The organism is Paenibacillus sp. B-A-8 (genome assembly GCF_048572915.1).
Taxonomy (GTDB): domain Bacteria; phylum Bacillota; class Bacilli; order Paenibacillales; family Paenibacillaceae; genus Paenibacillus_AQ.
Genome location: NZ_CP183882.1, coordinates 1,861,835 through 1,885,617, shown reverse-complemented (window position 1 = coordinate 1,885,617; position 23,783 = coordinate 1,861,835). Strand labels below are relative to the sequence as shown.

The 23,783-nt window shown below is 43.5% G+C and carries 20 protein-coding genes; 4 read left to right on the top strand and 16 right to left on the bottom strand.

From position 1 onward, the window contains the following. Positions 1-59: 59 nt before the first annotated feature. A complete protein-coding gene (locus ACN6MV_RS08295) occupies positions 60-1,430 on the bottom strand; it encodes an ABC transporter substrate-binding protein (RefSeq protein ID WP_419886134.1) in 1,371 nt (456 codons plus the stop codon). A 319-nt stretch (positions 1,431-1,749) separates the two neighbouring features. Next, positions 1,750-2,529 (bottom strand): response regulator, encoded by a 780-nt coding sequence (locus tag ACN6MV_RS08290; RefSeq protein WP_419886133.1) that lies wholly within the window; start codon positions 2,527-2,529, stop codon positions 1,750-1,752. 304 nt (positions 2,530-2,833) lie between these two features. Here ACN6MV_RS08290 and ACN6MV_RS08285 point away from each other — a divergent pair, with 304 nt between their 5' ends. Genes ACN6MV_RS08285 through ACN6MV_RS08275 form a run of 3 tightly spaced genes read left to right on the top strand, consistent with a single transcriptional unit; the run spans position 2,834 to position 6,190 of the window. Beyond that, entirely contained in the window at positions 2,834-3,784 is a 951-nt protein-coding gene (locus ACN6MV_RS08285) for a glycoside hydrolase family 113 (RefSeq protein WP_419886132.1), read from the top strand. A gap of 22 nt (positions 3,785-3,806) precedes the next feature. Beyond that, positions 3,807-5,021 carry an AGE family epimerase/isomerase gene (locus tag ACN6MV_RS08280; RefSeq protein ID WP_419886131.1) on the top strand — a complete coding sequence of 405 codons (1,215 nt, stop codon included), beginning with the start codon at positions 3,807-3,809 and terminating at the stop codon, positions 5,019-5,021. Then, entirely contained in the window at positions 5,021-6,190 is a 1,170-nt protein-coding gene (locus tag ACN6MV_RS08275) for a glycosidase (protein ID WP_197069758.1), read from the top strand. Before ACN6MV_RS08280 ends, ACN6MV_RS08275 begins: the two co-directional genes overlap by 1 nt. A 38-nt stretch (positions 6,191-6,228) precedes the next feature. Here the strand turns inward: ACN6MV_RS08275 and ACN6MV_RS08270 are convergent, their stop codons facing one another. The 14 genes from ACN6MV_RS08270 to alaS form a co-directional block, all read right to left on the bottom strand. After that, positions 6,229-6,534, bottom strand: coding sequence for a nuclear transport factor 2 family protein (locus tag ACN6MV_RS08270; protein ID WP_052414518.1), 306 nt, complete (start codon positions 6,532-6,534; stop codon positions 6,229-6,231). Between the two features lie 18 nt (positions 6,535-6,552). Further along, complete coding sequence (locus ACN6MV_RS08265; RefSeq protein WP_042125490.1) at positions 6,553-7,119, bottom strand: GNAT family N-acetyltransferase; 567 nt, start codon at positions 7,117-7,119, stop codon at positions 6,553-6,555. A gap of 51 nt (positions 7,120-7,170) precedes the next feature. Further along, on the bottom strand, positions 7,171-8,235 hold the full coding sequence (locus tag ACN6MV_RS08260; RefSeq protein ID WP_419886130.1) for a LacI family DNA-binding transcriptional regulator: 1,065 nt from the start codon (positions 8,233-8,235) through the stop codon (positions 7,171-7,173). Positions 8,236-8,278: 43 nt separating this feature from the next. Next, positions 8,279-9,580 carry an ABC transporter substrate-binding protein gene (locus tag ACN6MV_RS08255; RefSeq protein WP_419886728.1) on the bottom strand — a complete coding sequence of 434 codons (1,302 nt, stop codon included), beginning with the start codon at positions 9,578-9,580 and terminating at the stop codon, positions 8,279-8,281. 40 nt (positions 9,581-9,620) lie between these two features. Continuing rightward, positions 9,621-11,489, bottom strand: coding sequence for a cache domain-containing sensor histidine kinase (locus ACN6MV_RS08250; RefSeq protein WP_419886129.1), 1,869 nt, complete (start codon positions 11,487-11,489; stop codon positions 9,621-9,623). 162 nt (positions 11,490-11,651) lie between these two features. Further along, positions 11,652-13,829, bottom strand: a complete 2,178-nt coding sequence (locus tag ACN6MV_RS08245; RefSeq protein ID WP_419886128.1) for a methyl-accepting chemotaxis protein — start codon at positions 13,827-13,829, stop codon at positions 11,652-11,654. Between the two features lie 316 nt (positions 13,830-14,145). Continuing rightward, positions 14,146-15,477: a peptidase U32 family protein gene (locus ACN6MV_RS08240; protein ID WP_076120858.1), complete on the bottom strand. Its 1,332-nt coding sequence runs from the start codon at positions 15,475-15,477 to the stop codon at positions 14,146-14,148. Positions 15,478-15,559: 82 nt separating this feature from the next. Beyond that, the gene (locus tag ACN6MV_RS08235; RefSeq protein WP_419886127.1) at positions 15,560-16,492 is read right to left on the bottom strand and encodes a peptidase U32 family protein; all 933 of its coding nucleotides are present in this window, start codon (positions 16,490-16,492) and stop codon (positions 15,560-15,562) included. Between the two features lie 56 nt (positions 16,493-16,548). Next, positions 16,549-17,598 (bottom strand): endolytic transglycosylase MltG, encoded by a 1,050-nt coding sequence (gene mltG / locus ACN6MV_RS08230; protein WP_341111388.1) that lies wholly within the window; start codon positions 17,596-17,598, stop codon positions 16,549-16,551. A 383-nt stretch (positions 17,599-17,981) separates the two neighbouring features. Then, the gene (locus ACN6MV_RS08225) at positions 17,982-18,290 is read right to left on the bottom strand and encodes a DUF1292 domain-containing protein (RefSeq protein ID WP_341111385.1); all 309 of its coding nucleotides are present in this window, start codon (positions 18,288-18,290) and stop codon (positions 17,982-17,984) included. Then, the gene (locus ACN6MV_RS08220; protein ID WP_038569507.1) at positions 18,283-18,591 is read right to left on the bottom strand and encodes a DUF1292 domain-containing protein; all 309 of its coding nucleotides are present in this window, start codon (positions 18,589-18,591) and stop codon (positions 18,283-18,285) included. Before ACN6MV_RS08220 ends, ACN6MV_RS08225 begins: the two co-directional genes overlap by 8 nt. A gap of 13 nt (positions 18,592-18,604) precedes the next feature. After that, entirely contained in the window at positions 18,605-19,024 is a 420-nt protein-coding gene (gene ruvX / locus ACN6MV_RS08215) for a Holliday junction resolvase RuvX (RefSeq protein WP_042125475.1), read from the bottom strand. Then, positions 19,021-19,296, bottom strand: a complete 276-nt coding sequence (locus ACN6MV_RS08210; RefSeq protein ID WP_042125473.1) for an IreB family regulatory phosphoprotein — start codon at positions 19,294-19,296, stop codon at positions 19,021-19,023. The genes ruvX and ACN6MV_RS08210 overlap by 4 nt, the downstream gene beginning before the upstream one ends. Before the next feature lie 316 nt (positions 19,297-19,612). Beyond that, positions 19,613-22,246: an alanine--tRNA ligase gene (gene alaS / locus ACN6MV_RS08205; protein ID WP_076120860.1), complete on the bottom strand. Its 2,634-nt coding sequence runs from the start codon at positions 22,244-22,246 to the stop codon at positions 19,613-19,615. 566 nt (positions 22,247-22,812) lie between these two features. Between alaS and ACN6MV_RS08200 the strand changes: the two genes are divergently transcribed. Next, entirely contained in the window at positions 22,813-23,685 is an 873-nt protein-coding gene (locus tag ACN6MV_RS08200) for a CPBP family intramembrane glutamic endopeptidase (protein ID WP_042125470.1), read from the top strand. The last annotated feature ends 98 nt before the right edge of the window (positions 23,686-23,783 follow it).

Genomic DNA, 23,783 nt, shown 5'->3' with positions numbered 1-23,783 from the left:
TGTTAGCAAATCCCCTCCCACATCCACTACCGCCTATAGCATTTAAAAGCTTATAGATGTTACTGAGCTATGACTTTCGCGCGAGCGGCCTTCCACTTGTCATTCAGGTCTTTCATGATGTCATCATAGGATTCTTTTCTGTTGCCAATTGCTGCTTCAATAATGCGTTTCTTGAAGTCTGGCTGCCAAGCACCGATTTCAGCTTGCTTGTCAATTTCATCAGACCAGCCTTCTTCGCCGGCTTTAGCAGCTGCAAGTGTATCAAAGGTTACTTCAGTGCCTTCATATTGTTTCAGAATTTCTGGAAGCTCAGCACCGATAGCTGGGCTCATACCGCCACCTTCAGTCGTTGGGTAGCCAGATTCGTTAATGAACCAATCCACCCAAGCTCTAGCAGCTTCTTTGTTTTTACTATGAACGCTGACACCCAGATTGTAGTCACCCGCTAGTGGTACAAGCACTTTATCTGCATTCGTAGGGAATGGCATAAAGCCAACGTCATCAGGATTAGTAGCAAGGCCTTTAATTTGACCAATCGCCCAAGATCCAAGAACCATCGTGCCGATTTTTCCGTTTGCCAGATCCGCTTTGGAAGATTCCCAATCTGTTGTCGTTGGGTCTTCTTCAATCAAACCTTTTTGCGCTGCATCATATAGAATTTTGTACAGCTCATAGTGAGGTTGACCTGGAACATAGTTGTCATCACTAGCAACTTGACCAATGTTCACATAATCACGGTTACCAGCTACTGTAGCCAGATCCGCCTCCCATTGGGTCAATGTCCAACCTGCTGCATAGTTTGTGTACAACGGTACAGCTTTTGTTTTGTCTTTAACAGATTGCAGAGCAGTTAAGAATTGTTCAGGCGTTCTTGGAACCTCTGTAATCCCGGCATCTTTAAAGACTTGTTTGTTGTAAATAATGCCGTTAAAGTTGATGGTCATTGGAATTCCGTAAGCCATTCCGTCTACTGCACGCTCTTCCACACCTGTATATTGTTTTTGCATATCTTCGAGCGTACCTAGTGGTTCGAAGAAATCGGGAATATCTTTAATAGCTATGCTAGTAGGTAACAAAAGAACGTCGCCATAGTCACTAGTGCTCATGCGAATTTTAATTTGATCTTCGTAAGTAGCAAGCGCTTCAAAGTTTACCTTTACATCAGGATACTTCTCGTTGAACTTAGCCGCATACTCTTTGAATACGGTATCAACAATATCCGTTCTTTGCGTAATTACTGTAATATCCCCTTTAATATCTTTGGCTGCCGTATCCTCAGCTGGAGCTGAAGAAGCCTCTGTGGATGTCCCCTTATTCCCTGTGTTCTTTGCACCCTCATTGTTGGAGTTGTTGTTTGAGGAACAACCGCTAAACAATCCCGCAACAAGTGTCAGTGCCATTAAGCTCACTATTGTTTTGCCTTTTTTCATGCTTTTACGACCCCTCTCTTCGTTTCAAATCTAATTTTTAGTAAATAACAAAATAATAACTTTTATCATCACGAATAGTTGAGATGAGTATTTATCAATTCCACAATTATTGAATTACTCATGAAAACAAGTGATGATATCGCTTACATACTCATTATAAATCTATTTTCAACGCAAAACGATGGTTTGAATTGCTTTTTCTGGTCTTGTATTTGTTATTTTTGTTTTCGTTATTTATATTCTGTTATATAATTTATCGAAAATAACCACAAAAAAAGAGAGCTTATCGCCCTCTTAAATAATAGCTTCCTATATAAGTCTAAAACTCTCGTTCCATTTTCGATATTTTACAGCCGCTTTTATAATCCTTAGGTGTCATACCACACATTTTCTTGAACAATTTATTAAAATAAACAGGATCACTATAACCTACCTTATCGGCAATTTCATAATTTTTCAGGTCAGGATGCTCCATCAGCAATTCTTTCGCCTTAGTAATACGAATCCGAATTAGATAATCGGTTATGGTAAGTCCCGTCTTTATTTTGAACAAACGGCTGAGGTAGCTCGCATTCATACCGACGGTCTCCGCCAAGCGCTCGAGTTCGAAGTTCTGATCATACTCCCTCTCCAGTATGCTCTTAGTCTGTTCAACTACATAATGCTCTCCACCGTCTGCCGCTTGAGAGAACATCTCCTCCTGTTCTTTGACATTCTTTTTCTTCACACCCTCTACTCTCTTGAGCAGTTCATATAGCTGAGTCTTATCAATCGGTTTTAATAAATAATCCATCACCCCATGACGGATTGCTCGGCGGGCATATTCAAATTCACTAAACCCGCTAAGGACAGCAATAGGCATATCCTCCATCTGTCCTCTAACCTGTTCAATTAGCTTAAAACCATCCATTCTAGGCATTTTTATATCAGTAATAAGCAGATCCATATCCTCTCGGGATAACTTTTCAATATGCTCCCAAGCTTCCAACCCGTTTCCGTAGGATCCAATTACATGTACGTCTAATTCCATCCTGGATGTGATTTTTTCAAGCCCTCTGCGAATGACTTCCTCGTCGTCCGCAATCATAATATTTATCATTTGAGTACTTCCCTCCAGTTGTATCGGCCAGTTATTATGATTGCGCTATCATCACGAATAGTATTCTCCCCATGTATTACGTCAATGTAGGATTGCGCTCATTTATAGTCTTGTCTTTACTATAACGAAAGTTATTCAATTTTCCCAGCCGCAACTATAAATTGTCCTTGAAATCATCTTCGAAAAAGTATATAACTAAATTAAGTTGTTATTATAAACTAACAAATTAATAATAACTATATAACAAAATTAAGATTTGCTAATTTTTCTCTTTTCTATTTTCAATGTAAGGTGGGGATTCTCGATGCGATTTAACAACGAATACATTGCAGGTGTAACCTGGGGTTTCTCGGGTACTCGTGGTTCATGGAAAACAGAAGAAGCGGAACGTTCGATGGAACTCATGTCTTCAGTTACTGGAGCGAACTGGACAGCTATTGCTCTTAGTGCGCTTCAAGCTACCGCTCATTCAACGGAAATTCCCTATTGGGAAACTCCAACCGTTAGTGATGAAGAAGTGAAATCGGCCATCAGTAAAGCGAAATCATTACAGTTAAAGGTATGCCTGAAGCCGATTGTTAATTGTGCTGACGGAACTTGGCGTGCTCACATTAACTTTTTCGATAAGGATGTTCCTTGCGAGCCTAAATGGTCTGAGTGGTTCAGCTCATATACCAAATTCATTCTGCACTATGCCTCCATCGCTGAGGAAACAGGCTGTGAGATGTTATGCATCGGCTGTGAGCTTGTACAAACGGATAGGCGGGAAACTGAATGGCGCACACTTATTGCTGAGGTTCGGAAGGTTTACTCAGGAATTCTTACTTACAATTGCGATAAGTATCAGGAGGACAACATAACCTGGTGGGATGCGCTCGATGTGATTTCTTCAAGTGGGTATTATCCAGCTAACGATTGGGAAGCTCAGCTCGACCGCATTGAGAATGTAGTGCGATCACAGAATAAGCCTTTCTTTTTCATGGAAGCCGGTTGCCCAAGCCGGAGCGGAAGCGCCGCGATTCCTAATGATTGGACCTTAAAGGGTGAACCGAGCCAAGAGGAACAAAGCAAGTTCTATCGGGCAATGTTTCAAGGCTGTGAGCGCAGAGATTGGGTTCAGGGCTTTATGCTCTGGGACTGGCCTACTCATCTTTATCCCATTCATGAAGCTGCTCAGAATGATGATTATTGTATGTATGGCAAGCAAGCCGCAGGGATTATCAACGAATATTTCACCTCAAAAATCAATAAGTAATGTGAGGAGTGACTAATAACCAATGATTAATTCACCAGAATTATGGATTACTCAGCTTGAAGATGAGCTGCAGGGTAATATCCTCAGTTTTTGGATGAAACAAACGAAGGACAAAATCAATGGGGGATTTGTTGGTGAGATTGACAATCAGCTGAACACTAGTCCTGACGCGGAGAAAAGCCTTGTGCTTAATGCCCGTATTCTATGGTCCTTTGCGAGCGCTTACCGGATTTACGGCAAGACAGAATATCTGGCTATGGCAGAACGTGCCTATGCCTATCTGATGGATCACTTCATCGATAAAGAGTATGGCGGATTATACTGGATGGTCGATGTTGAAGGCAAACCTGCTCAGGAGAAAAAACAGATCTACGGCCAAGCTTTTGCTATCTACGCATTGGCTGAGTTCTACCATGCGACCGAACGATCTGAGGTATTGGATGAAGCGATTCAATTGTTCCAGCTTGTAGAGAAATACGGCTATGATTCTATATATAAAGGTTATGTTGAAGCTTTATCCCGGGAATGGCAAATCACGGATAACCTAAGTCTTAGCAGTAAGGATATGAATGAGAAAAAATCTATGAATACGCATCTGCATGTGTTAGAGGCTTATACCGGACTTTTTCGAGTATGGAAGTCAAAGGAACTAGAGAGCAAGCTGGCTGAGCTAATCGAAACAATGCTGGATCATATCATTGATAAGGAAGGGAAGCATTTCCATCTTTTCTTAGATGAAGCATGGACTGTGAAATCAGATATTATCTCCTACGGACATGATATCGAAGGTAGCTGGTTACTTGTGGAAGCAGCAGAAACGCTTGGACATGAAGAACTACTGCATCGTGTACATACAGTAGCCATCTCCATGGCAGAGGCCGTTCTTGCGGAAGGCATAGATAACGACGGCGGAATATGGAATGAAGCAGACACGAACGGATTACTGAGCAAAGAGAAAGATTGGTGGCCGCAAGCCGAGGCGGTTGTAGGATTCTATAATGCTTATCAGCTGACCGGTGACAGCAAATTTAACGAGGCTGCCCAAGCCTCCTGGACTTTTATTGATAAATATATGGTAGATCACCAGTTAGGCGAATGGTACTGGAGTGTAGATGAGAATTACCAGCCTTTAGCTCATGCTCCAAAGGTTAGTGCCTGGAAATGTCCTTATCATAACAGCAGAGCCTGCTTCGAAATGATCGCACGACTGAAATCAACTATAAAGGAGACTGTATAATGTCATTATTTCAAGAACGCAAACAACAATTAACAGATCGTTATGAAACACTGATCACCCGTAAAAATGAAAAGCTTCCTTATGGAAACGGTATTTATGACCGCTATGCTTATCCACTGCTTACCGCTGAGCATGCTCCCCTAATCTGGCGTTACGACTTCAACCCAGACACCAACCCTTTCTTCGCGGAAAGAATCGGTGTAAACGGTGTATTCAACCCTGGTGCGATTGAACTGAACGGCAAGTTCTATCTCGTAGCCCGCGTTGAAGGTAATGATCGCAAATCTTTTTTTGCTGTAGCTGAAAGTGACAATGGGGTGGATGGCTTCCGCTTCTGGGATCACCCAGTCGTGCTGCCTGAGACAGAAGTTCCGGATATCAACGTCTACGACATGCGCCTCGTAAGCCATGAAGATGGCTGGATCTACGGTCTCTTTTGTACAGAACGCAAAGATCCAAACGCCCCACACGGCGATCTTTCCAGCGCAGTAGCACAATGTGGTATTGTTCGCACAAAGGATTTGAAGACCTGGGAACGTCTGGCTGATCTTAAGACGAGTTCTGCTCAGCAGCGTAATGTGGTGCTTCACCCTGAATTCGTAGATGGAAAATATGCCTTCTACACTCGCCCACAGGATGGCTTTATTGATGCAGGCTCCGGTGGCGGTATTGGCTGGGGACTCTCGGATACCATTGAGGATGCCGAGATTACGAGCGAGACTATCATGGATGAACGCCACTACCATACCATCAAGGAAGTAAAGAATGGTCAAGGTCCTGCACCTATCAAAACTGCAAAAGGCTGGCTGCATATTGCTCATGGTGTACGCAATACCGCTGCTGGGCTTAGATACGTGCTCTATGCCTTTTTATCTGATTTGGAGGAGCCAAACAAAGTCACGCATTCACCAGGCGGTCATTTCATCGCACCAGACGGTGAAGAACGTGTCGGGGATGTCTCTAACGTCGTGTTCTGTAATGGTGTGATTGCACGTGATAACGGTGAGATCTACATTTACTACGCTTCCTCCGATACTCGCATCCATGTAGCTACAACTACCGTTGACCAAATGTTAGATTACGTGCTGAACACTCCTGAGGATCCGCTTCGCTCATATGCTTGTGTACAGCAACGTATCGCTCTCATTGATCGTAATTTGGCACTGTAGGGTTTGGCTTTTAAACTTATACAGAAAAAAAAGCGTCCTCAGTTAAAGTTTCTACTGAGAACGCTTTTTTTCTTCTTACTAGACACGGGCAGGTGTACCTTGATGGAAATACATCTTCCATTCTCCAGATGTAGCTCAAAATGACTCAGTGTCATTCGAACAATTCCTAGTCCTTCTTCAGGAATACCATCACTTTTATACCACGTTCCACCCGAACTACCAATTTCAAAAAAATCGTCGGCGAGCAGCTTTGATATTTCTTCAGGAGAAGAACGAATTTCTGGCTTTAATAATTTTTCTTCTAGCTCGCGTAAATAGACCTCTAGCCTAGCCTCTCTCGTCATTCCCGATCACCTTCGATCTCACTTTGTCTCATACAAAGCCCGGTATTCATCCTCCAGCATAGACATCAAAATCAAGTTATGAAATTCTCCATCAACATAAAGAGCATCCCGCTCCACACCATCGCGTTTGAAACCGAGCTTCTCATAGACATGAATGGCTCTTGGATTAAATGGATACACACCAAGATGGATGCGATGCAGCTTCAAGCTTTCAAAGCCATATTGCAGCATTTGAGTCATAGCCTCAGTACCGTAACCTTTCCCTCTATGTTCATGGCTACGAATCCCAATTCGAATGTTTGCGCTGCGGTTATCCGGATCTATTTCATTCAGCACCACTTCTCCGATAAGCTCATCCGTTTCCTTGACGATAATCATAAGATCCACACGATCCTCAGCTGGAACACTAATTTTTCGAATCCAGTCCGCAGTTTGCTTGCGAGAGATTTCTCCTTGTGACCCCGTTAGACGTCCCATCTCCTCATCAAGTAAAAAGTTATAATAAGCCTCCAGATCGGTCGCTTCTACAGCACGCAGAATAATATGCTCGCCATCTATCTTTGGCATTGTATTTGCTTCAGTCATAGCATTTCCCCCTAAACTACCTTCACCATTATATATTTGTAAAACTAATTTCTAGTCGTGCGGTTTATCCACAGAATCACGATGCACTATGTCTGCTGCGATCAGGATCTTCTCCAGTGGCGCAGAGGGATGCCCAATCCGGCTTAGCAGCTTCTCCACTGCCGCCCGGCCCATCGCCTCTTTAGGGACATGTACAGTAGTTAGCGGCGGAACACCTCTTGAGGCATCCTCAATATTATCAAAGCCCGTAACCGAGATATCCCCTGGAATATTAACACCTTCTGCCTTCAGGATATCACTGACCGAGAGTGCTGTTTTGTCATTGGCGCAGACCAAGGCGGTTGGGAGTGTCTTCGCTTTTTTCCGCTTCATCACCCAATTTTTAAAATCCTCTTGGAATACATCTTCCTCCACCCCTTCCAAAAAGAGATTTGAGTCGTCTTCCAAAGGCAGTCTTATCCCACTCTCCTCCAGCGCACTCCGAAAGCCAATCCACCGGTCACGGAAGCTGCGTGAGAATCCAATATTCCCGATAAAATGCATTTGGGTATGGCCTGTCCCCATCAAATGATTAGTCAGCCGAGCCATCGAATCCACATTGTTCGCGAATACAGTATCACTTGGAATTAATGGATCTTCATGGTCAATCAACACCATCGGCAGACCGATGCGATGTACCTCAAGCAGTAAAGAAGTGGAGATTTCACCCACACCTACCAAACCAAGAATTCCGCTTGGGTTCAAGATATTAACAAAATTATCTGCACGGTTCTCAGAGATGATCACCATTCCTAGTCCTTCTTGATCCAGAGCAAGAGCAATACCGTCCACAATCTTTCCCCAATACAAGGAATCCTGAGTCTGTGAGCGGATATTCGGCATTAATACAAGCACAGATTGCTTATTCCGATCACTTCCCGCCACCGGAGGCGTTCGTTTAATACCTTGGACAAAAGCGTTCTTTTGCGTAAAATAGCCTAACTGCGAAGCCGCTTGAATAACTCGTTCTCTGGTCATCTCATTAACGCCAGCTTTACCCGATAGTGACTTAGAGACAACAAATTTAGATACACCGAGATGATCGGCTATTTTTTGCATAGTGACCTTTTTAGCCATATTAAACCCTCCAGATTTACTTGAAATTTATGTACTTATATATTTAAGGCTGTGAAGCCACCTGTGTTTCCGCTCGCGCTTCCTTCCATTTGGCATTCAGTTCATCAAAAGCCTTCTGTAAATCAGGTGCAGCAAGTAACTCCTGAATATAATCACCGGACCAAAAGGATAGCTTGGCACGATTTGCGATATCAATGAATGCATCACTCTGAACTGTGGGATCAAGCAGCTTCGGTTTGTAAGATAAAAACTCTTGATACTGCGGCATAAAAGGGTTTAAGCTGCCGTCAGCAGGGAGAAATCCCCAATCATCTTTATAGGAAGTCTCCTTCACAAAAAAGTTCAGCCAAGCCATTGCAAGCTCTTTATTCTTGCTATATTTACTTACCCCCATGAACCAGTCTGAATTGATCGGCGCATAATGAGAGTCACTATTATCATATGGAAATGGGAAGAATCCAATATCTTCTGGCGAAGCTCCAACATCAAAGACTTGTCTAATGGTCCAATTTCCAACTAAATACATCCCTGCTTGACCCTTGGCGAGCTTAGTCTTCGATATTTCCCAATTGTTCGAGAATAGTTCATCTTCAACATAACCTTTAGATATTAGGGTTCTGGCAATAGAAATCGATTTCCCCCATTCATTATCAAGCTGCCACGGGCTATCTTCATTTACCATTTTATTAAGATATTCAGGGTCGCCTGCCATATAGTTAACTAGAGTATTCCCCCATTCACGCAGTGGCCAAACTGCCCCATAATTCATATATAGCGGGATAACTCCAGCCTGTTTCAACTTAGCACAAGCCTCATAGAATTCATCTAGTGTCCGTGGTACAGAAGTGATCCCTGCTTTTTCGAAAGCTCTCTTATTATAGACGATCCCAACCGTGGTAGTTCCCGTCGATACCCCATATCTTTTGCCCTCATAAGTAGAAAAAGAAGGGAACCGTTCACCAGCAGTTGTTTCCTCATCCAGCGGCTCGAAAAAATAATCCAGCTCCTTTGCAGGGAGATTTACCGGAAGTAGCAGTACATCACCCGCATCCTTAGTGGACAGCCGTACCAGAATATCCGTTGCATAGTTGGACAGACCTTCAAATTCGACATTCGCCCCGGGGTATTTTAGCTTGAATTGATCTGCGTATCCTTGAAAAGTTCCGTTCTCAATCAAATCTATTCGATTGGTCATCATGACTATAGTGCCGGATAAGTCAGACTTCACTTCGTTTCCAACTGGAGGTGCTGGTGATTCCGTCTGCTTGGTGTTGTCCTCACAGCCACTTATTGATATCAAAAAGAGAAGAAGCAGTACGGTACGCATAGACCAGTGTAATCTCATCCCCTTCAACGGACAGCCCCCTCTGATTTCAGTCAGGTAATCAAATCATTTCCGGTTCCAGCAGCGGTAGCGACAAAATAACATCCGTCCCTTGTCCAAGCACACTGTATACCTCAATTCCATATGCCGCTCCATAATGAAGGCGCACTCGTTGCTGTATATTTTTCATACCAATCCCCCCATTGATACTTTTCTTAGGAGGACTTTCTTTTTGCAGCCCTTCGTTCAATTTCTCCAAAGTGAGCTTATCCATTCCACAGCCATCGTCCTTAATATGAAACAGCAGCATTTGCTCAGTAATCTCGCAACGAATGCTTAGATGCATTTGCGGTTTGTTATCATCTAAGCCATGATAGGCTGCATTCTCTATGATCGGCTGGAAGACCAGCTTGATAATAGAGTAATTATCTAAAGCATTCGGCACGTCGATCTCCAGCACGAAACGATTAGGGTAGCGACAATTCAGCAGCTCAACATAATTGCGCACATATCCAAGCTCTTGCTGCATAGTCGTTTTACCGCTCAAATCACTTGTACTATACCGTAGCAGTTTACCTAAAATAGAGATCATATCCGCAGCTTCAATATCATCATTAAGCTCAGCGGTCATCCGGATCGACTCCAGCGTATTATAGATAAAATGAGGATTAATTTGACTCTGCAGAGCGTGAAGTTCCGCTTCCTTCTTCTGTTCTTCAATTCGGTAGATATCCTGAATTAACTGTCTGATTCGAGCCAACATTCGATTAAACTGATGCCCGAGCAGACTAATCTCGTCACGCCGTCTAACCCTAAACATCACATCTAGATCGCCGCCCTGAACCTTTTTCATCAGGAGAATCATCTGCGATAGTGATTTTGTTAGTGCAAAGGATAGAATAATGGAGATAATTAACGCCAGCACAATGATACTTAATGTAGCAGCGAGAGTTGCATTACGGGTCACCTTCACATCCCGCATCAGCACATCCACAGGAATGGAGATAATGGCCTTCCAATTGGTCTTGTTAGAGCTTGAGTAGATATTCAGAAATTCTTTTCCGTTGACTGTATCATAGAAACTTCCGGATATCCCATCGACCCTTTTGAATCGCTCTGAATCAGATACATCTGTGGCAAGAAGCTTTTTATTGCTGTCGTACACGACCATCCCATTTCCATCAACAATCAGAGATTGGCCATGTGTTACTTTATCCAACTCTTTAACTCGATTCTCCAGATTGCTAATATTCGCTTCTACCGCGATCAGCCCAATCGGATTTAACAATCCATCCACGATTTTGCGAACAACAGTAAAAGCATATCGAGTACTCTGCAAATTACTCGTAAACGATTGGGTACCAAACAAGAGTGCTTCTCCGCTGGAATCCTTCGTCTGCTGACTCCAGTACGTATAGCTTTGATCAAGGTCAAGCCGCACTCCACCATCCTTGGCAGAATAATAACCATTCCCATGAGCATCAAAAATATAAACCGTGTTCGCGCCTCGCTTAATATTGTTAATAAATGAAATATTACCTTCTATTCCCCGCTGAATGGATAGCAACAGATCAAAATCTCCAGGCGACAATGAGGCACTGCCTCCCTTCCCACCCATGATCTCTTTCTGCTCATAGTACCGGTTTGAACGAATTAAATTTTGTTTAATATCGTTCACATAGGCTGGCATAGATGAAATTCGCTTCATATCTTCGATGTAATCATCTACTCCATCCATCATTTGATCGATTAGCTTCTCAGAATAAGCAATAGTGTTGCCCTGAATAGAAGCTGAATAACTCTTATAAGTAAACACACTAATAAAGGTTAGCGGAAGCGTAATAATGATTAAAAAGACGAGGAGCAGCTTGCGTTCCATGCTCATGTCCCCGATAGCGGACCACCAGCCAAAGATGCGTTTACCTTTCATAGGGTCCTTCTCCTTAAACCTTTTTACTAACTTGTTATTATCAATTACCTAACAAAATTATTATACGGGGAAGTTCTACTTTATACAATAACAAAACCGCTTCCTCATAGCGAAGAAGCGGTTTTGTTAGGAAGACCATATAATGATTAATAAGGGATCCTATTACTTTATAGTGAATAATGACAGCTTGTCCTTCAACTGTCCTGAAGCACTTTCCAGCTTGCCTGATAGTGAAACGAGTTGATCACTAACACTTTGCTGTTCGTTACTGAGTGAAGCCACTTCTTCGGAAGTCGCTGAAGATTGCTCAGCTACAGCACTTACGTTACCCATCGCTTCTGACAACACAACCTGTGAATGATTTAAGCTGCTGATCGCTGTTGTCACCGATTCCAGACTAGTAATGAACTCATCCATCTGTCCCTTTACGGATACAAAGATATCACTCGTACTCTTCACTGAGCTTATTTGCTCTTTGAAGAGAGGGGCCACTTCAGATAATACAGCTTCCGTTTCGTTCATTTCCATTATGATCTTGTCGGTAATTCCGGCTACTAGGGCGATAGACTGCTTTGATTGGTCGGCAAGCTGTCGCACTTCACCTGCTACCACCATAAAGCCCTTACCAGCTTCACCTGCACGTGCAGCTTCTATCGTCGCATTTAATGACAAAATATTCGTCTGCTGTGTGATACTCTTCATCACGTCCAGCACCTTAATTACTGAGAATACCGTTTCTTTCAAATGATTAACACGCTCTACAAGCGCACTTGTCTTTTCCCCAGTACGGCTAGTCTGATCCAATAAATCCGTTAATTGTTTAGCACCTTGCGCACTGGCTTCTCCTACCCCACGAGCAGCCTCGTCCATCTCAGAGTTGGCACTGATCACAGTCTGCATTTGTGTAGCTATCACATCTGTAAGCTCATTCCCACGTTCGGCTTCAAGTGCCAGGCTGCCTGCTCCTCCGGCGATTTCTTCCGTCGCGGCTGCGATCTCCTTCGCTGAGATAGCTGTCTTGCGCGATGCATCTCCAAGCTCCCCAGCGGTCTCCAGCACATCTCGAGCGGTTTCTGTTGTTTGCGATACAAGCTCAGTAATACGCTCCATCATCAAGTTAAAGGATGCTGACAGTTGCCCAATTTCATCCTTAGACACATATTCTGTGCGTACACTTAAGTCTCCACCTGCACCTTGAACCATAAGATTCTTCAAACGTGCCAGTGGGCGAGCAATCATACGAACCATCCAAATTCCGATGAATATCGCCAGCAGAGCCGCACCCGCAGCTGCAATAAAAGTTGTCAACAGAATCGGACGTGCTTCCTTCACAAGCTCGTCTGTAGGAACTACACCGGTGAGCTTCCAATCCGCACGCATCATCGGATTAAACACCGCCAGAATTGGTTTGCCGTTAGAATCTTTGACATCTAGACTAGTGTTATTCTTCTTGCTCTCTTTGATAAAAGTAAACTCCGATGGCTTTCCTTCATCCTTCTGATCGGTAGAAGCCACCACTGTTCCATCAGGAGTCACCAATTGAATACGGGAGCCGTCTCCAAGCTTCACGCTTGCGAAAGCTTCTTCCAACAGTGTATTTTTCATTACAATCATGATTATGTAACTATCATTTGATCCCAGATTTTTAAGAGATCTCACCATAGCGATATCCTTTTCTGCATTTCCTTGAACGGAAGTGGAGAACCAAATATTTTTGGCACCGCCTTTGTCACCGTCTGAATAATATGGATTATATTCTTTGGTGCTGGCTAGAACCGTCTTATACCATTCTTGCTCTCTTAATCCATCAAGATTAATGCCACCACTACCACTTGTAACAATATCTTGATCAGGTGACTCTGGAATCAAAGAAACACTGATAATATTAGAATCTGTTGTAGTCTGACTGGATAATTTCTTACTAATGGAGCTTGTAGCTTCAAACTTCTCATAAGACGTTTTTGCATTCACCAAAGTCCTAAGATCCGTTTGCGTTTGTGCATCAAAATAAAGCTGCAATGCCAGGTTCTCATACTGTTTCAAGGTAATATCCAGCTTCTCCGCAGTCTGAATAATAGTCTGACGATAAGCTTCGGATACGTTATTCTTTATCGTTGTTTTTGCCTTTGAATATGATATTAGTCCAAGTGACATCACTACGATTACAGTGGAGCATAGGAAGATTAGAAATAACTTCACTCCGACGGATTTAATAGGATTCACTCTCTTGATTTGGCTTCCCCAACCCAACACCATATTCTTAGCATCTAGCTTTGATGTCTTACCTGTGCTTGCTTCATTGCTCTGTACTTTTACGGATTTCTTATTATTTTTCTTCATCTCTAACCTTCTCTCTTTATGCTTTTCACTAATACTATCTTGATCAGGATCCCCATCATGATCATCTACCCGCTAATATTAGAGGACATATGAAAGCGCTAACTATATTATATATCGGTATATTAGGTCTTTTTTCTTAGCTTTAATACACTTTTTTTATAACTTTTAACCTATGTATTTTGAGGCAAAAAAACTTCGTTCGTTCTGCCCTCCTTCTTGGATTTATTTGTTAGTTACTAATATATATAACTTATTGTTAGCTTTGTCAAAAGAAAAACAGGGATGCTCTTCTAACAAAGAACATCCCTGTATCCTATTAAGATTTTCTCTTACGCATCATATCAAAGTATGCTACTGGTTGATCTACCTTCATGCGAACACGTTGCAGAGGATGACGGGCTACATCAAGCGGGTTGCCTGCTTCATCCCATATTTCCGCTACAGTCTGCTTAAAGAACGTATCATTCGGTCCGAAGAATTCAACTTCCTGACCAGGCTTGAAGTGATTGCGTTGCTGAATTAGTGCCATTCCACTCTCAGCATCGTATTCTAGCACAAGTCCGGCAAAATCATAAGGAGCTGCTTTTTCTTCCGGTTCATAGATATGATCTTCATGATCCGGAGTATCATAGAAGAACCCTGTGTTAAGCGGGCGATTCGCCGCTTTGTTTAGCTCGTCCAGCCACTCTTGCTTCAACTCGTACCCTTCCGGATCAGCCATGTAAGCATCAATGGCTTTACGATAAGCATTAACGACAGTAGCTACATAGTGAATCGACTTCATCCGTCCTTCGATCTTGAAGCTGTCGATACCGACTTCAATGAGTTCAGGGATACTTTCCAACATGCACAAATCCTTAGATCCCATGGAAAAGGGATTATCCCCTTGCTGATGCAGTGGAATCTGAGTTACACCCGGAAGTAAAGGTGCCGGAGATTGCACTTCAGCTTGATCTTCTTCAGACACCCAAGTGCCTTCAGGACGCGTATCCTCGAACAGATCATATTTCCAGCGGCAAGACTGGCAGCAGCCTCCGCGATTGGAGTCACGGTCTGTAAAGTGATTGGATAATACGCAGCGACCTGAGTATGAGGAGCACATCGCACCATGGATAAAGCTCTCAATTTCAATGTCGACATGCTTCTTAATCTCGGCGATCTCTTCCAGGCTTGTCTCACGCCCGAGTACTACACGTGGTAGACCCTCTTCTTTCCAGAAGGATACAGCTTGCCAGTTTAGTGTAGATTGTTGAGTACTCAAATGCACCTCTAATCCAGGTACTAAACGGCGCGCTGTATCTACAATGACTGGGTCAGCTACTATAATGGCAGCAATACCGACTTCATAAAGGTTACGCAGATATTCTTCAATCCCTGCGACATCTTCATTGTGAGCATAAATGTTCGTTGCAACAAATACCTTAGCGCCATACTTCTTCGCGAATTCAACACCTTCACGCATTTCCTCAAAGCTGAAATTGTCTGCCCCTGAACGCAAACCGTATTTCTGCCCTCCGATATAAACAGCATCCGCACCATAATGTACTGCGAATTTTAATTTTTCCAAATTACCGGCCGGAGCTAGGAGCTCCGGTTTGTCCAGACGGTAACGTTTGCCCTTGAATTGCGGCTTTGTCATGGTTCCCATTCCTGTTCTCCCCTCCATCGCCCCACAAAGTGATGTCTACACCTAGTCTTTGCGGGGAACTAAGAACTGTCTTAAATTAAACTTAATATACTTGCTCTTTATAGAAAAATCCGAAGCTTAGCTCCCGTTCTGGATCCTGCAACGTTCTGATTGCTTCCATCCAATCCTCTTGGAAAGAATAGCCTTCTGGATCAGCTGCATAGAGATCAATAGCTTTACGATAGGTCTTAACAACCGCCACATTATAAGCTGTTGATTTCAACAATCCTTCAATCTTAAAACTCTGTACGCCTGCAGCCATAAGGATATGAAGATCCTCCAAAATACATATATCATCCGAACTCATAATATGTGTACCGTTCACGTCTTCATAGATCGGGAACTTTTGGTCATCTCGCTCTGCCTCAATCAAGAATAGACCACGTTCCTTGCTAAGACTGCCCCCTTCAATTGGACGTCCTTGATGTGACATATAGCTTTCTACAAGCTTACGCTTGGAATGATATATATTGGTCATGCCGTGAACCTGAACCTGTGCTTCTACCTCTAAAAGCGGAACCATTTCCGTCATTTCATCCATATTCAGCTCACGGGCAAGAACAACGCGAGTAGCCCCTTTACGCCCCCAATAATTCGCGGTTGCGTAATTGGTAGAGGTCATTTCTGCATTCCAATGCAGATTCATCCCCGGCGCTTCCTTTTTCACTGTAGTCAACACAGCAGGATCACCAAATTCAACACCATCAACATCAAGTTCACCTATAGCCTTCACATAGGCAGGAAGCTCTTCAAGAAGAAGGTTGGACATGAGCCCACCTAGTCCAGCATATACCTTGCAGCCACGCGCATGTGCCATTTCTACGACAGCAGCTGTATCCTCCAGAGAAAAATGTCCGGCAAGACGCATGCCGAAACGATCATCCCCGATGAGCAACGCGTCGGCTCCGGCATCCAGCAAAGCAGCAGCTTCCTCTAAGGATGCTGCTGTCGCCAATAATTCCGGTTTGTTAGTCATGTTGTACCTCCTACTTGTACAGTTGTTTCAACCGCACCACTCTTCATTTTAATATTTTATTTCGATTCTTGCTTACTTTTTTCGATATTGGCTAAATGTTCCTTGTAAGTCTTAGCAAACAAATGGCCCTGTGTACCATCTTTCTTTGTCACATAGAAGTAGTATTCAGATGCCTCAGGTTCAAGTGCCGCCTGAATAGAAGCCAGCCCTGGATTACTAATAGGTCCCGGAGGAAGCCCAATATTTCTATAGGTGTTATAAGGACTGTCAACTTCCAAATCTTTATATAACAGTCTTTCCTTCTGTTTGTCGAGCAAATATTGAACCGTAGCATCAATCTCCAGCTTTTGCTCCTTCTTTAAGCGGTTATAAATCACGCCAGCGACTAGCGGTCGTTCACTATCTACCACGACTTCACGCTCAACTAACGAGGCCACCGTCAACAGTTCATGCAGCGTCATTCCACGTGCTTCAAGCTTCTGCTTCCAGTTCGGGATCGTATCCAGTTTCTTCTGGAACTGATCCAATAACGCTTCTACAACTTCCTGCGGTGTACTGTCCTTAGCTAGTTCATACGTTTCTGGGAACAAGTATCCTTCAAGACGATGGCGAAGATTCTTATCCTGTGGGATACCTAGAAGATCAACTCCCTTTAAGCCCGCACCGGTATCCATTATTTCGAGAAAAATAGCAGCCTCCTGATTCCACGCTTCAGCAAGCTTCTTGGCAATCTGCTCAGCAGTATATCCTTCGGGAATTGTAAAAGTTATGGTCTCTTTCTTAACAACATCACCAGCATTTAACCTCTCGATGAGCTCGTCATAGGTATCGCCTGGACTAGCAACATAAGTACCAGCCTTGAAGCTAGAACCTTCTTTGGTCCATTTTAAATATCCCTTAAAAAAAAGACTGTTGCGAATAATGCCATTTTGTTCGAGCAGGTCGGCTATTTCCGCACTGCCCATGCCCTTCTCTATCGTAAATGTTACGGCAGGTCCTGCAGGCTTTACCGGCTGCATCCCGTTCCAAATGTACCAAGCGCCTCCGCCTCCTGCTGCTACCAGCAAAAGAATAACGATAAGCACAGTACGGATTGCGGATTTCAAGTCAGGTTCCTCACTTTCCGACTATAAAGTATAAAAGTGTATTACTTAAAATTCAATACATATCTCAAGAAATGCTCTACATAAGGAGGTCACTGTAAGAGTTATAGGGAAATACTCCTTACATTTCATCAACTCAAGGCATGATCTCGGTTATTCCTTAAAATTATAGGGAGTAATTCCTTATAATATCAAAACACCAACCAATCCCTCTTACTTATGAGGACAATTCCCTATAAGTAAGAGGGATTGATGATCGTACCTGAATCACAGGAATTAATAAGTTGAATTCTCCAAAAAGAACATCACATATACCAAGCAAAAAGAGCGCGGAATTCTCCGCCCTCTTCCGTACTCGTCATAAATGTAACGTACATGTTTAAGACTTACTCTGCGTCATCCACTGGGAAAGTCATCTCATCATATAGTTCTGAGATATCTTCCCATTCTTCATCGTCAACGATGTTCTCTAATTCCGGAAGTCCGTTAGGAGAGACAACGATACGCAGGATTTCATAATCCACGTCTTTACCAGCGCCTTGCAGCACAGCATAGCCGCGACCACCGACTTCGAATTCGGCAATAATATCGTAAATGGAAGACTTGCCCTGCTCATCTTCCAGTTCTACTGTTTCTCCGTAGGCTTCTTTAAGTCGAGAAGTCCATACCGCTTGGTCAGCGGATCGATCAGTCATTCTCAGATCCTCCGTCCAACTCGTCAACCAGTGTGTTGAAAGTCTCTTCGACAATCGCCCACTCCTCGTCATTATCGATCATGAACAATTGAAGATCGTCGCCTTCTTCCACATAACGGAACGCATAAACCTCATCGGTTTCCTCGTCCTCGGAATCAAGCGGAACCACCATCATGTACTTAGCGTCCGAGCCATCAACCTCAAACTTCATAATGACCTCGAATTCCTCTTCATTACCTTCCTCATCGGGAATATAGATAATTTCCGGTTCTTCCTCTTGGCCAATCTGTTCGTTTGTCATTTCCTCGCACCCCTCACCTTTTACTGTTAGCATCCAAAAAATTTTGCAAAATCAGGGCTGCAGCCATTTTGTCCACAATCCCTTTGCGTTTCTTCCGGCTGACGTCCCCTTCAATCAGCACCCGCTCTGCGGATACCGTCGTCAGACGCTCATCCCAAAGGTGTACGGGCATTGCAAATTGCTCCCGCAGCTTGTCAGCGAACTCTATGCAGATTTCGCCCCGGGGTCCTACTGAGCCGTTCATATTCTTCGGTAGACCAACTACAATCTCTCCAATTTCGTGCTCCGTAACAAGTTCACGAATACGTTCGAACTCATTACCAGTACCGCGGCGCTCAATCGTTTCAAGAGCTTGTGCCGTCCATCCAAAAACATCGCTTGTGGCTACACCGATTCTACGGTCGCCGTAATCCAGTCCTAACTTCTTCTTCATCTGGGATTATCCACCTTGTGATTGACGAGGTAGAATCTAACCAGCTCTTCAATCAGCTCATCACGTTCTTTTCTCCGGACCAAACTTCTCGCGTTGTTATGACGCGGAATGTAAGCTGGGTCTCCGGAAAGTAGATACCCTACGATCTGATTGATCGGATGATACTCTTTCTCCACCAGTGCATCGTATACAGCGAGCAATATTTCCTGGGGAGATGCTTCCTTTTCGTCGCCCTTCACATTGAATTTGACCGTTTTGTCCATGGAGTCCATTTGTGACACCTTCCTTCTGCAAAATCACCCTATCAGGGCGGCTTCGCAAAGTTGCTACTGTGCAGCTCACTTGCTTCCTTTATCATAACATATTCATAGCCCAACGAGGAAATCCTACGCGTGGAATAACGCTTTTTTTGGTATTTCCTCTACAAAAATAATGATATTTTTGGCTTTTAAGCTATTGTCAAGCACAACTTTTCATGAAAATCTAACCACCTGTTAATAAAGAGTAGCGGTACTGATGTCAACCTCTCAGTACCGCTATGTTTTTTCGTAATACGTTTAAATTAAGAAATAGTTTCGTAATTTTAATTTATGCTAGGGAAGCTATTAATTCTTCTGCTTTAGCCAGTGCCTCACTAAGCTTGGAAGCGTCTTTACCGCCAGCTTGTGCCATATCTGGACGTCCGCCACCGCCGCCGCCGCATACTGCTGCAACTTCTTTAACGATCTTACCAGCGTGGAAGCCCTTTTTCACCAGATCCTGTGGTACAGCTACAACAAAGTTCACCTTGTCGTCCATGGCAGCACCCAGAACAAGAACAGCATCCGGAAGCTTGGATTTCAATTCATCTGCAGTGGAACGCAATGCATCCATATTTCCTGCTTGTACGGCAACAGCAAGAAGCTGCGTACCTGCGCCAACCGTTTTCACACTGCTCGTTAGTTCAGCAGCAAATGTTGCGCTCAGCTTAGATTGCAAGGATTCATTCTCACGCGAAAGCTCACGGACTTGGTTATGCAGTGCTTCAATCCGTTTTGGAACATCATTCAAAGAAGACTTCAGTAGACCCGCAGATTGCTTGAGCAGATCCAGTTGACTCTCAGTGAACTGATAAGCGTAACGTCCAGTCACTGCTTCGATACGGCGCACTCCAGAACCAATACCACTTTCGCTAAGCAGCTTGAAAATTCCAATTTGAGATGTGTTGGATACATGGCATCCGCCACAAAGCTCAAGGCTGTAATCGCCGACTTGAACGACACGCACGATATTGCCATACTTTTCGCCAAATAGTGCCATAGCACCCATAGCCTTAGCTTCATCAATCGGCTTGTTCTCAATGACTACATCAAGACCACGCCAAATTTGTGCGTTCACGCGATGCTCGATGTCGCTTAGTTCTTCCGGTGTAATCGCTCCGAAATGGGAGAAGTCAAACCGTAAACGTGCGCCTTCCACTAACGATCCTGCTTGGTTAACATGGCCGCCGAGAACCTCTTTGAGCGCTTTATGCAGTAGATGGGTAGCTGTATGGTTCTTCACGATATCTTCACGCTGTGCACGATCTACTTCAGCACGAACCGATTCGCCTACTTTCAATTCTCCAGCTTCCACAGTTACCAAATGTACATGTTGACCGTGTGGAGCTTTGAACAATCCTTTTACCTTAGCTGTAACCGAACCGCCAGTAAGCACACCCGTGTCACTCACCTGTCCACCACTTTCAGCGTAGAACGGTGTTGCCTCAAGAATCACTTGGCACTCTACGCCTTCGCCAGCAGTGTCCACCAATTCGTCACCCACAACAATAGCCATAATCTTCGACTCTGTTACCGAGTCATTATATCCAACAAATTCACTTTTAACCGTCAGATCCGCCAATGCGCCACCCTGAATCTTCATGCTTCCACCGTCATGACGTGCTGCTCTTGCACGGTCACGCTGTTCTTGCATAGCGGCATCGAAACCTTCACGGTCTACAGTTAATCCTTGCTCTGCTGCGAAATCTTCAGTCAAGTCAAACGGGAACCCGTAAGTGTCATAAAGCTTAAATGCATCGGCTCCAGCAATGGTGCTGAGGCCATCCGCTTTTGCTTTAGTGCTGATCTCCCCCAAAATAGCCAATCCGTCAGACAATGTCTCATGGAAACGTTCTTCTTCTGTACGGATAATCTTTGCGATATATTCACGATTCTCGACAACGGATGGATAATACACACCCATAATCTCGCCAACAGTTTCCGTTAATTCATGCAGGAATGGACGATCCAGACCCAAGGTTTTTCCGTAACGAACGGCACGGCGTAGCAATCGACGGATAATATAACCACGACCTTCATTAGAAGGAAGTACTCCGTCACCTACGGCAAAAGTAACCGTACGCACATGGTCAGCGATAACTTTAAGCGCGATATCCTGCTCAACATTATCTTTATAAGTTACACCGGCAAGCTCAGCAGTTTTTTGAATAATGGGTTGGAACAAATCGGTATCGAAGTTGGAATCTACATCTTGCAAAATGGAAGCAAAACGCTCTAATCCAGCACCGGTATCAATGTTCTTGTTCGGAAGCGGCGTATAGCTGCCATCCTTGTTATGGTTGAACTGTGAGAACACTAGGTTCCATACTTCAAGCCAGCGTTCGTTTTCTCCGCCTGGATACATTTCTGGATCGCTCATGTCGCTGCCGTAAGCTTCGCCGCGGTCATAAAAGATTTCCGAACAAGGACCACAAGGGCCTTCGCCGATATCCCAGAAGTTTTCATCTCCCAGCTTAATGATGCGTTCTGCTGGCAAGCCCACTTTTTCATTCCATAGCTTGAATGCTTCTTCATCCTCAGCATACACAGTTACGGAGATGCGTTCAGGATCGAAGCCGATCCACTCCTTGCCAGTTAAGAATTCCCAAGCCCATGTAATAGCTTCTTCTTTGAAATAATCGCCGATAGAGAAGTTACCCAACATTTCGAAGAACGTATGGTGACGACGTGTCTTCCCTACATTCTCGATATCATTGGTACGAATACATTTCTGTGAGTTCGTCAGGCGCGGATTCTCAGGAATCTCACGTCCATCAAAGTAAGCTTTCAGCGGTGCCATACCTGCGTTAATCCACAGCAGCGATGGATCGTTATGCGGTACGAGGGATGCACTAGGTTCAATCTTGTGACCTTTACTTTCAAAAAACTTAAGCCATTTGGAACGAATTTCACTTGCTTTCATTATTTACAGCTCCCGTCTCATCATTAATTCGGCGTATGCGCCAGATTACACAAATTTTCTAAAAAATAAAAACAAAAAAACGCCCCTGAATAATTCAGGGACGATTAATATCGCGGTACCACCCTGGTTATCGCCTTAACCCGATTCACGGGAAAATTGCAGACGATCGCCTTGTCGCGGCTGATAACGGGTGCCCCCGGTGAGAATTGTGATCCCACACTCCGAAATTAGCTTTCCACCGGCCTGTCTTCAAGGTTCTCACAGCCATTACGAAACGCTTTCGTAAAGGAACCTGTTCTCTGATCAAGCCATCCTCCGGTGTACTTCATTTTCATCAACGTTTTATCCGATTTACATTTTAACATTTCAAGTATAGCCAGTGCCCCTGCATCTGTCAATCCGGGGGGGGAGCTAAGGCTAAAGTGAGAATATATGATTTTTGTAATGGTGAACTCGAACACTTAAAGAATATAGTAAATCTCAGATATCATTTGGGAAATTATGTATTATAGATGATGTTCTAGAATACGCAATGCTCGGGTAAAACCTAAGGAGGATTACAAATCATGCTGCGCAATAAAGTAACTGAGGAGCTATCGATTGTTAAAGTTAAGCCTACATCAATACGCTATATCGTCAGTCTCATTTTTATTCATATTCTCTTCACACTAACGGTTAACCTTGTCCTTTTTGCAAATGGAACTTTAAGCGTTATTGCCAAAAGCACAAACGGATGGATCAACGAAACGTTAGCTGCAAATCTGTTCGGCCTTGTGTTAGAAGTGGTTATTTTCTTATGTATAATAGCTAAATTATCACCTAGTGATATTGGGTTAAGAAAAAATAAATTATTAGCAGGACTTATCGGTACTTTACTATTTTGGCTTGCTATAAACATTGTTGATTTAGGTATGACATTACTGACTCACTCAAGTTTAACATTCAATAATGATATCTTTACGAATTCGAACGTCGTCTTCGGTGGATTTCTGGGTCAGATTTTCGGAAATGCTTTACTGGAAGAAGTTTTGTTTCGGGGCTTTCTGCTAGTTCAAATTTATCTTTTATTAAATAAAGTCAAAAAAGTCAAAACCAATACTTCACGCATTGTTTATGCAATGCTTATCTCACAATCGATCTTTGCCGCTATACATATCCCAAATCGGATCTATTCAGGATTAGTCGGAATTGATTTTGTTTATGATTTTATCGTTCTAGTAATCCTAGGGATCATATTCTCATTACTCTATGTCCTAACTAAGAATCTATTTTTCGTGATTGGCGTCCATTCCTTAATGAATGTTCAGATTATGTTTTGGGATAGCAGTTTCACTTATACAGCAACTTTAATCTGTGTATTGTTACTGGCTTGTCTTTTAATTTGCTTCAGAAGAAAGAAATTCCGAGCGGAGAAATCGATGGATTTGAGTCTTCACTAGCAAATCCCTCCCCACATACTTCGGAAGCAGACGATAACAAAACGTAGGGCAGCGACTCTCAAGTAAATATGAGAATCGCTGCCCTGTGCTTTATTTTT

Excerpts from the sequence above, each read along its gene's own strand:
- ACN6MV_RS08280 (WP_419886131.1), top strand. The coding sequence starts at position 3,807 with ATGATTAATTCACCAGAATTATGGATTACTCAGCTTGAAGATGAGCTG.
- ACN6MV_RS08265 (WP_042125490.1), bottom strand. The coding sequence starts at position 7,119 with ATGACTGAAGCAAATACAATGCCAAAGATAGATGGCGAGCATATTATT.
- ACN6MV_RS08270 (WP_052414518.1), bottom strand. The coding sequence starts at position 6,534 with ATGACGAGAGAGGCTAGGCTAGAGGTCTATTTACGCGAGCTAGAAGAA.
- ACN6MV_RS08250 (WP_419886129.1), bottom strand. The coding sequence starts at position 11,489 with ATGAAAGGTAAACGCATCTTTGGCTGGTGGTCCGCTATCGGGGACATG.
- ACN6MV_RS08290 (WP_419886133.1), bottom strand. The coding sequence starts at position 2,529 with ATGATAAATATTATGATTGCGGACGACGAGGAAGTCATTCGCAGAGGG.
- ACN6MV_RS08245 (WP_419886128.1), bottom strand. The coding sequence starts at position 13,829 with ATGAAGAAAAATAATAAGAAATCCGTAAAAGTACAGAGCAATGAAGCA.
- ACN6MV_RS08200 (WP_042125470.1), top strand. The coding sequence starts at position 22,813 with ATGCTGCGCAATAAAGTAACTGAGGAGCTATCGATTGTTAAAGTTAAG.
- alaS (WP_076120860.1), bottom strand. The coding sequence starts at position 22,246 with ATGAAAGCAAGTGAAATTCGTTCCAAATGGCTTAAGTTTTTTGAAAGT.
- ACN6MV_RS08225 (WP_341111385.1), bottom strand. The coding sequence starts at position 18,290 with ATGACTGATCGATCCGCTGACCAAGCGGTATGGACTTCTCGACTTAAA.
- ruvX (WP_042125475.1), bottom strand. The coding sequence starts at position 19,024 with ATGAAGAAGAAGTTAGGACTGGATTACGGCGACCGTAGAATCGGTGTA.
- ACN6MV_RS08210 (WP_042125473.1), bottom strand. The coding sequence starts at position 19,296 with ATGGACTCCATGGACAAAACGGTCAAATTCAATGTGAAGGGCGACGAA.
- ACN6MV_RS08240 (WP_076120858.1), bottom strand. The coding sequence starts at position 15,477 with ATGGGAACCATGACAAAGCCGCAATTCAAGGGCAAACGTTACCGTCTG.
- ACN6MV_RS08275 (WP_197069758.1), top strand. The coding sequence starts at position 5,021 with ATGTCATTATTTCAAGAACGCAAACAACAATTAACAGATCGTTATGAA.
- ACN6MV_RS08255 (WP_419886728.1), bottom strand. The coding sequence starts at position 9,580 with ATGAGATTACACTGGTCTATGCGTACCGTACTGCTTCTTCTCTTTTTG.
- ACN6MV_RS08260 (WP_419886130.1), bottom strand. The coding sequence starts at position 8,235 with ATGGCTAAAAAGGTCACTATGCAAAAAATAGCCGATCATCTCGGTGTA.
- ACN6MV_RS08295 (WP_419886134.1), bottom strand. The coding sequence starts at position 1,430 with ATGAAAAAAGGCAAAACAATAGTGAGCTTAATGGCACTGACACTTGTT.
- ACN6MV_RS08220 (WP_038569507.1), bottom strand. The coding sequence starts at position 18,591 with ATGACAAACGAACAGATTGGCCAAGAGGAAGAACCGGAAATTATCTAT.
- ACN6MV_RS08235 (WP_419886127.1), bottom strand. The coding sequence starts at position 16,492 with ATGACTAACAAACCGGAATTATTGGCGACAGCAGCATCCTTAGAGGAA.
- ACN6MV_RS08285 (WP_419886132.1), top strand. The coding sequence starts at position 2,834 with ATGCGATTTAACAACGAATACATTGCAGGTGTAACCTGGGGTTTCTCG.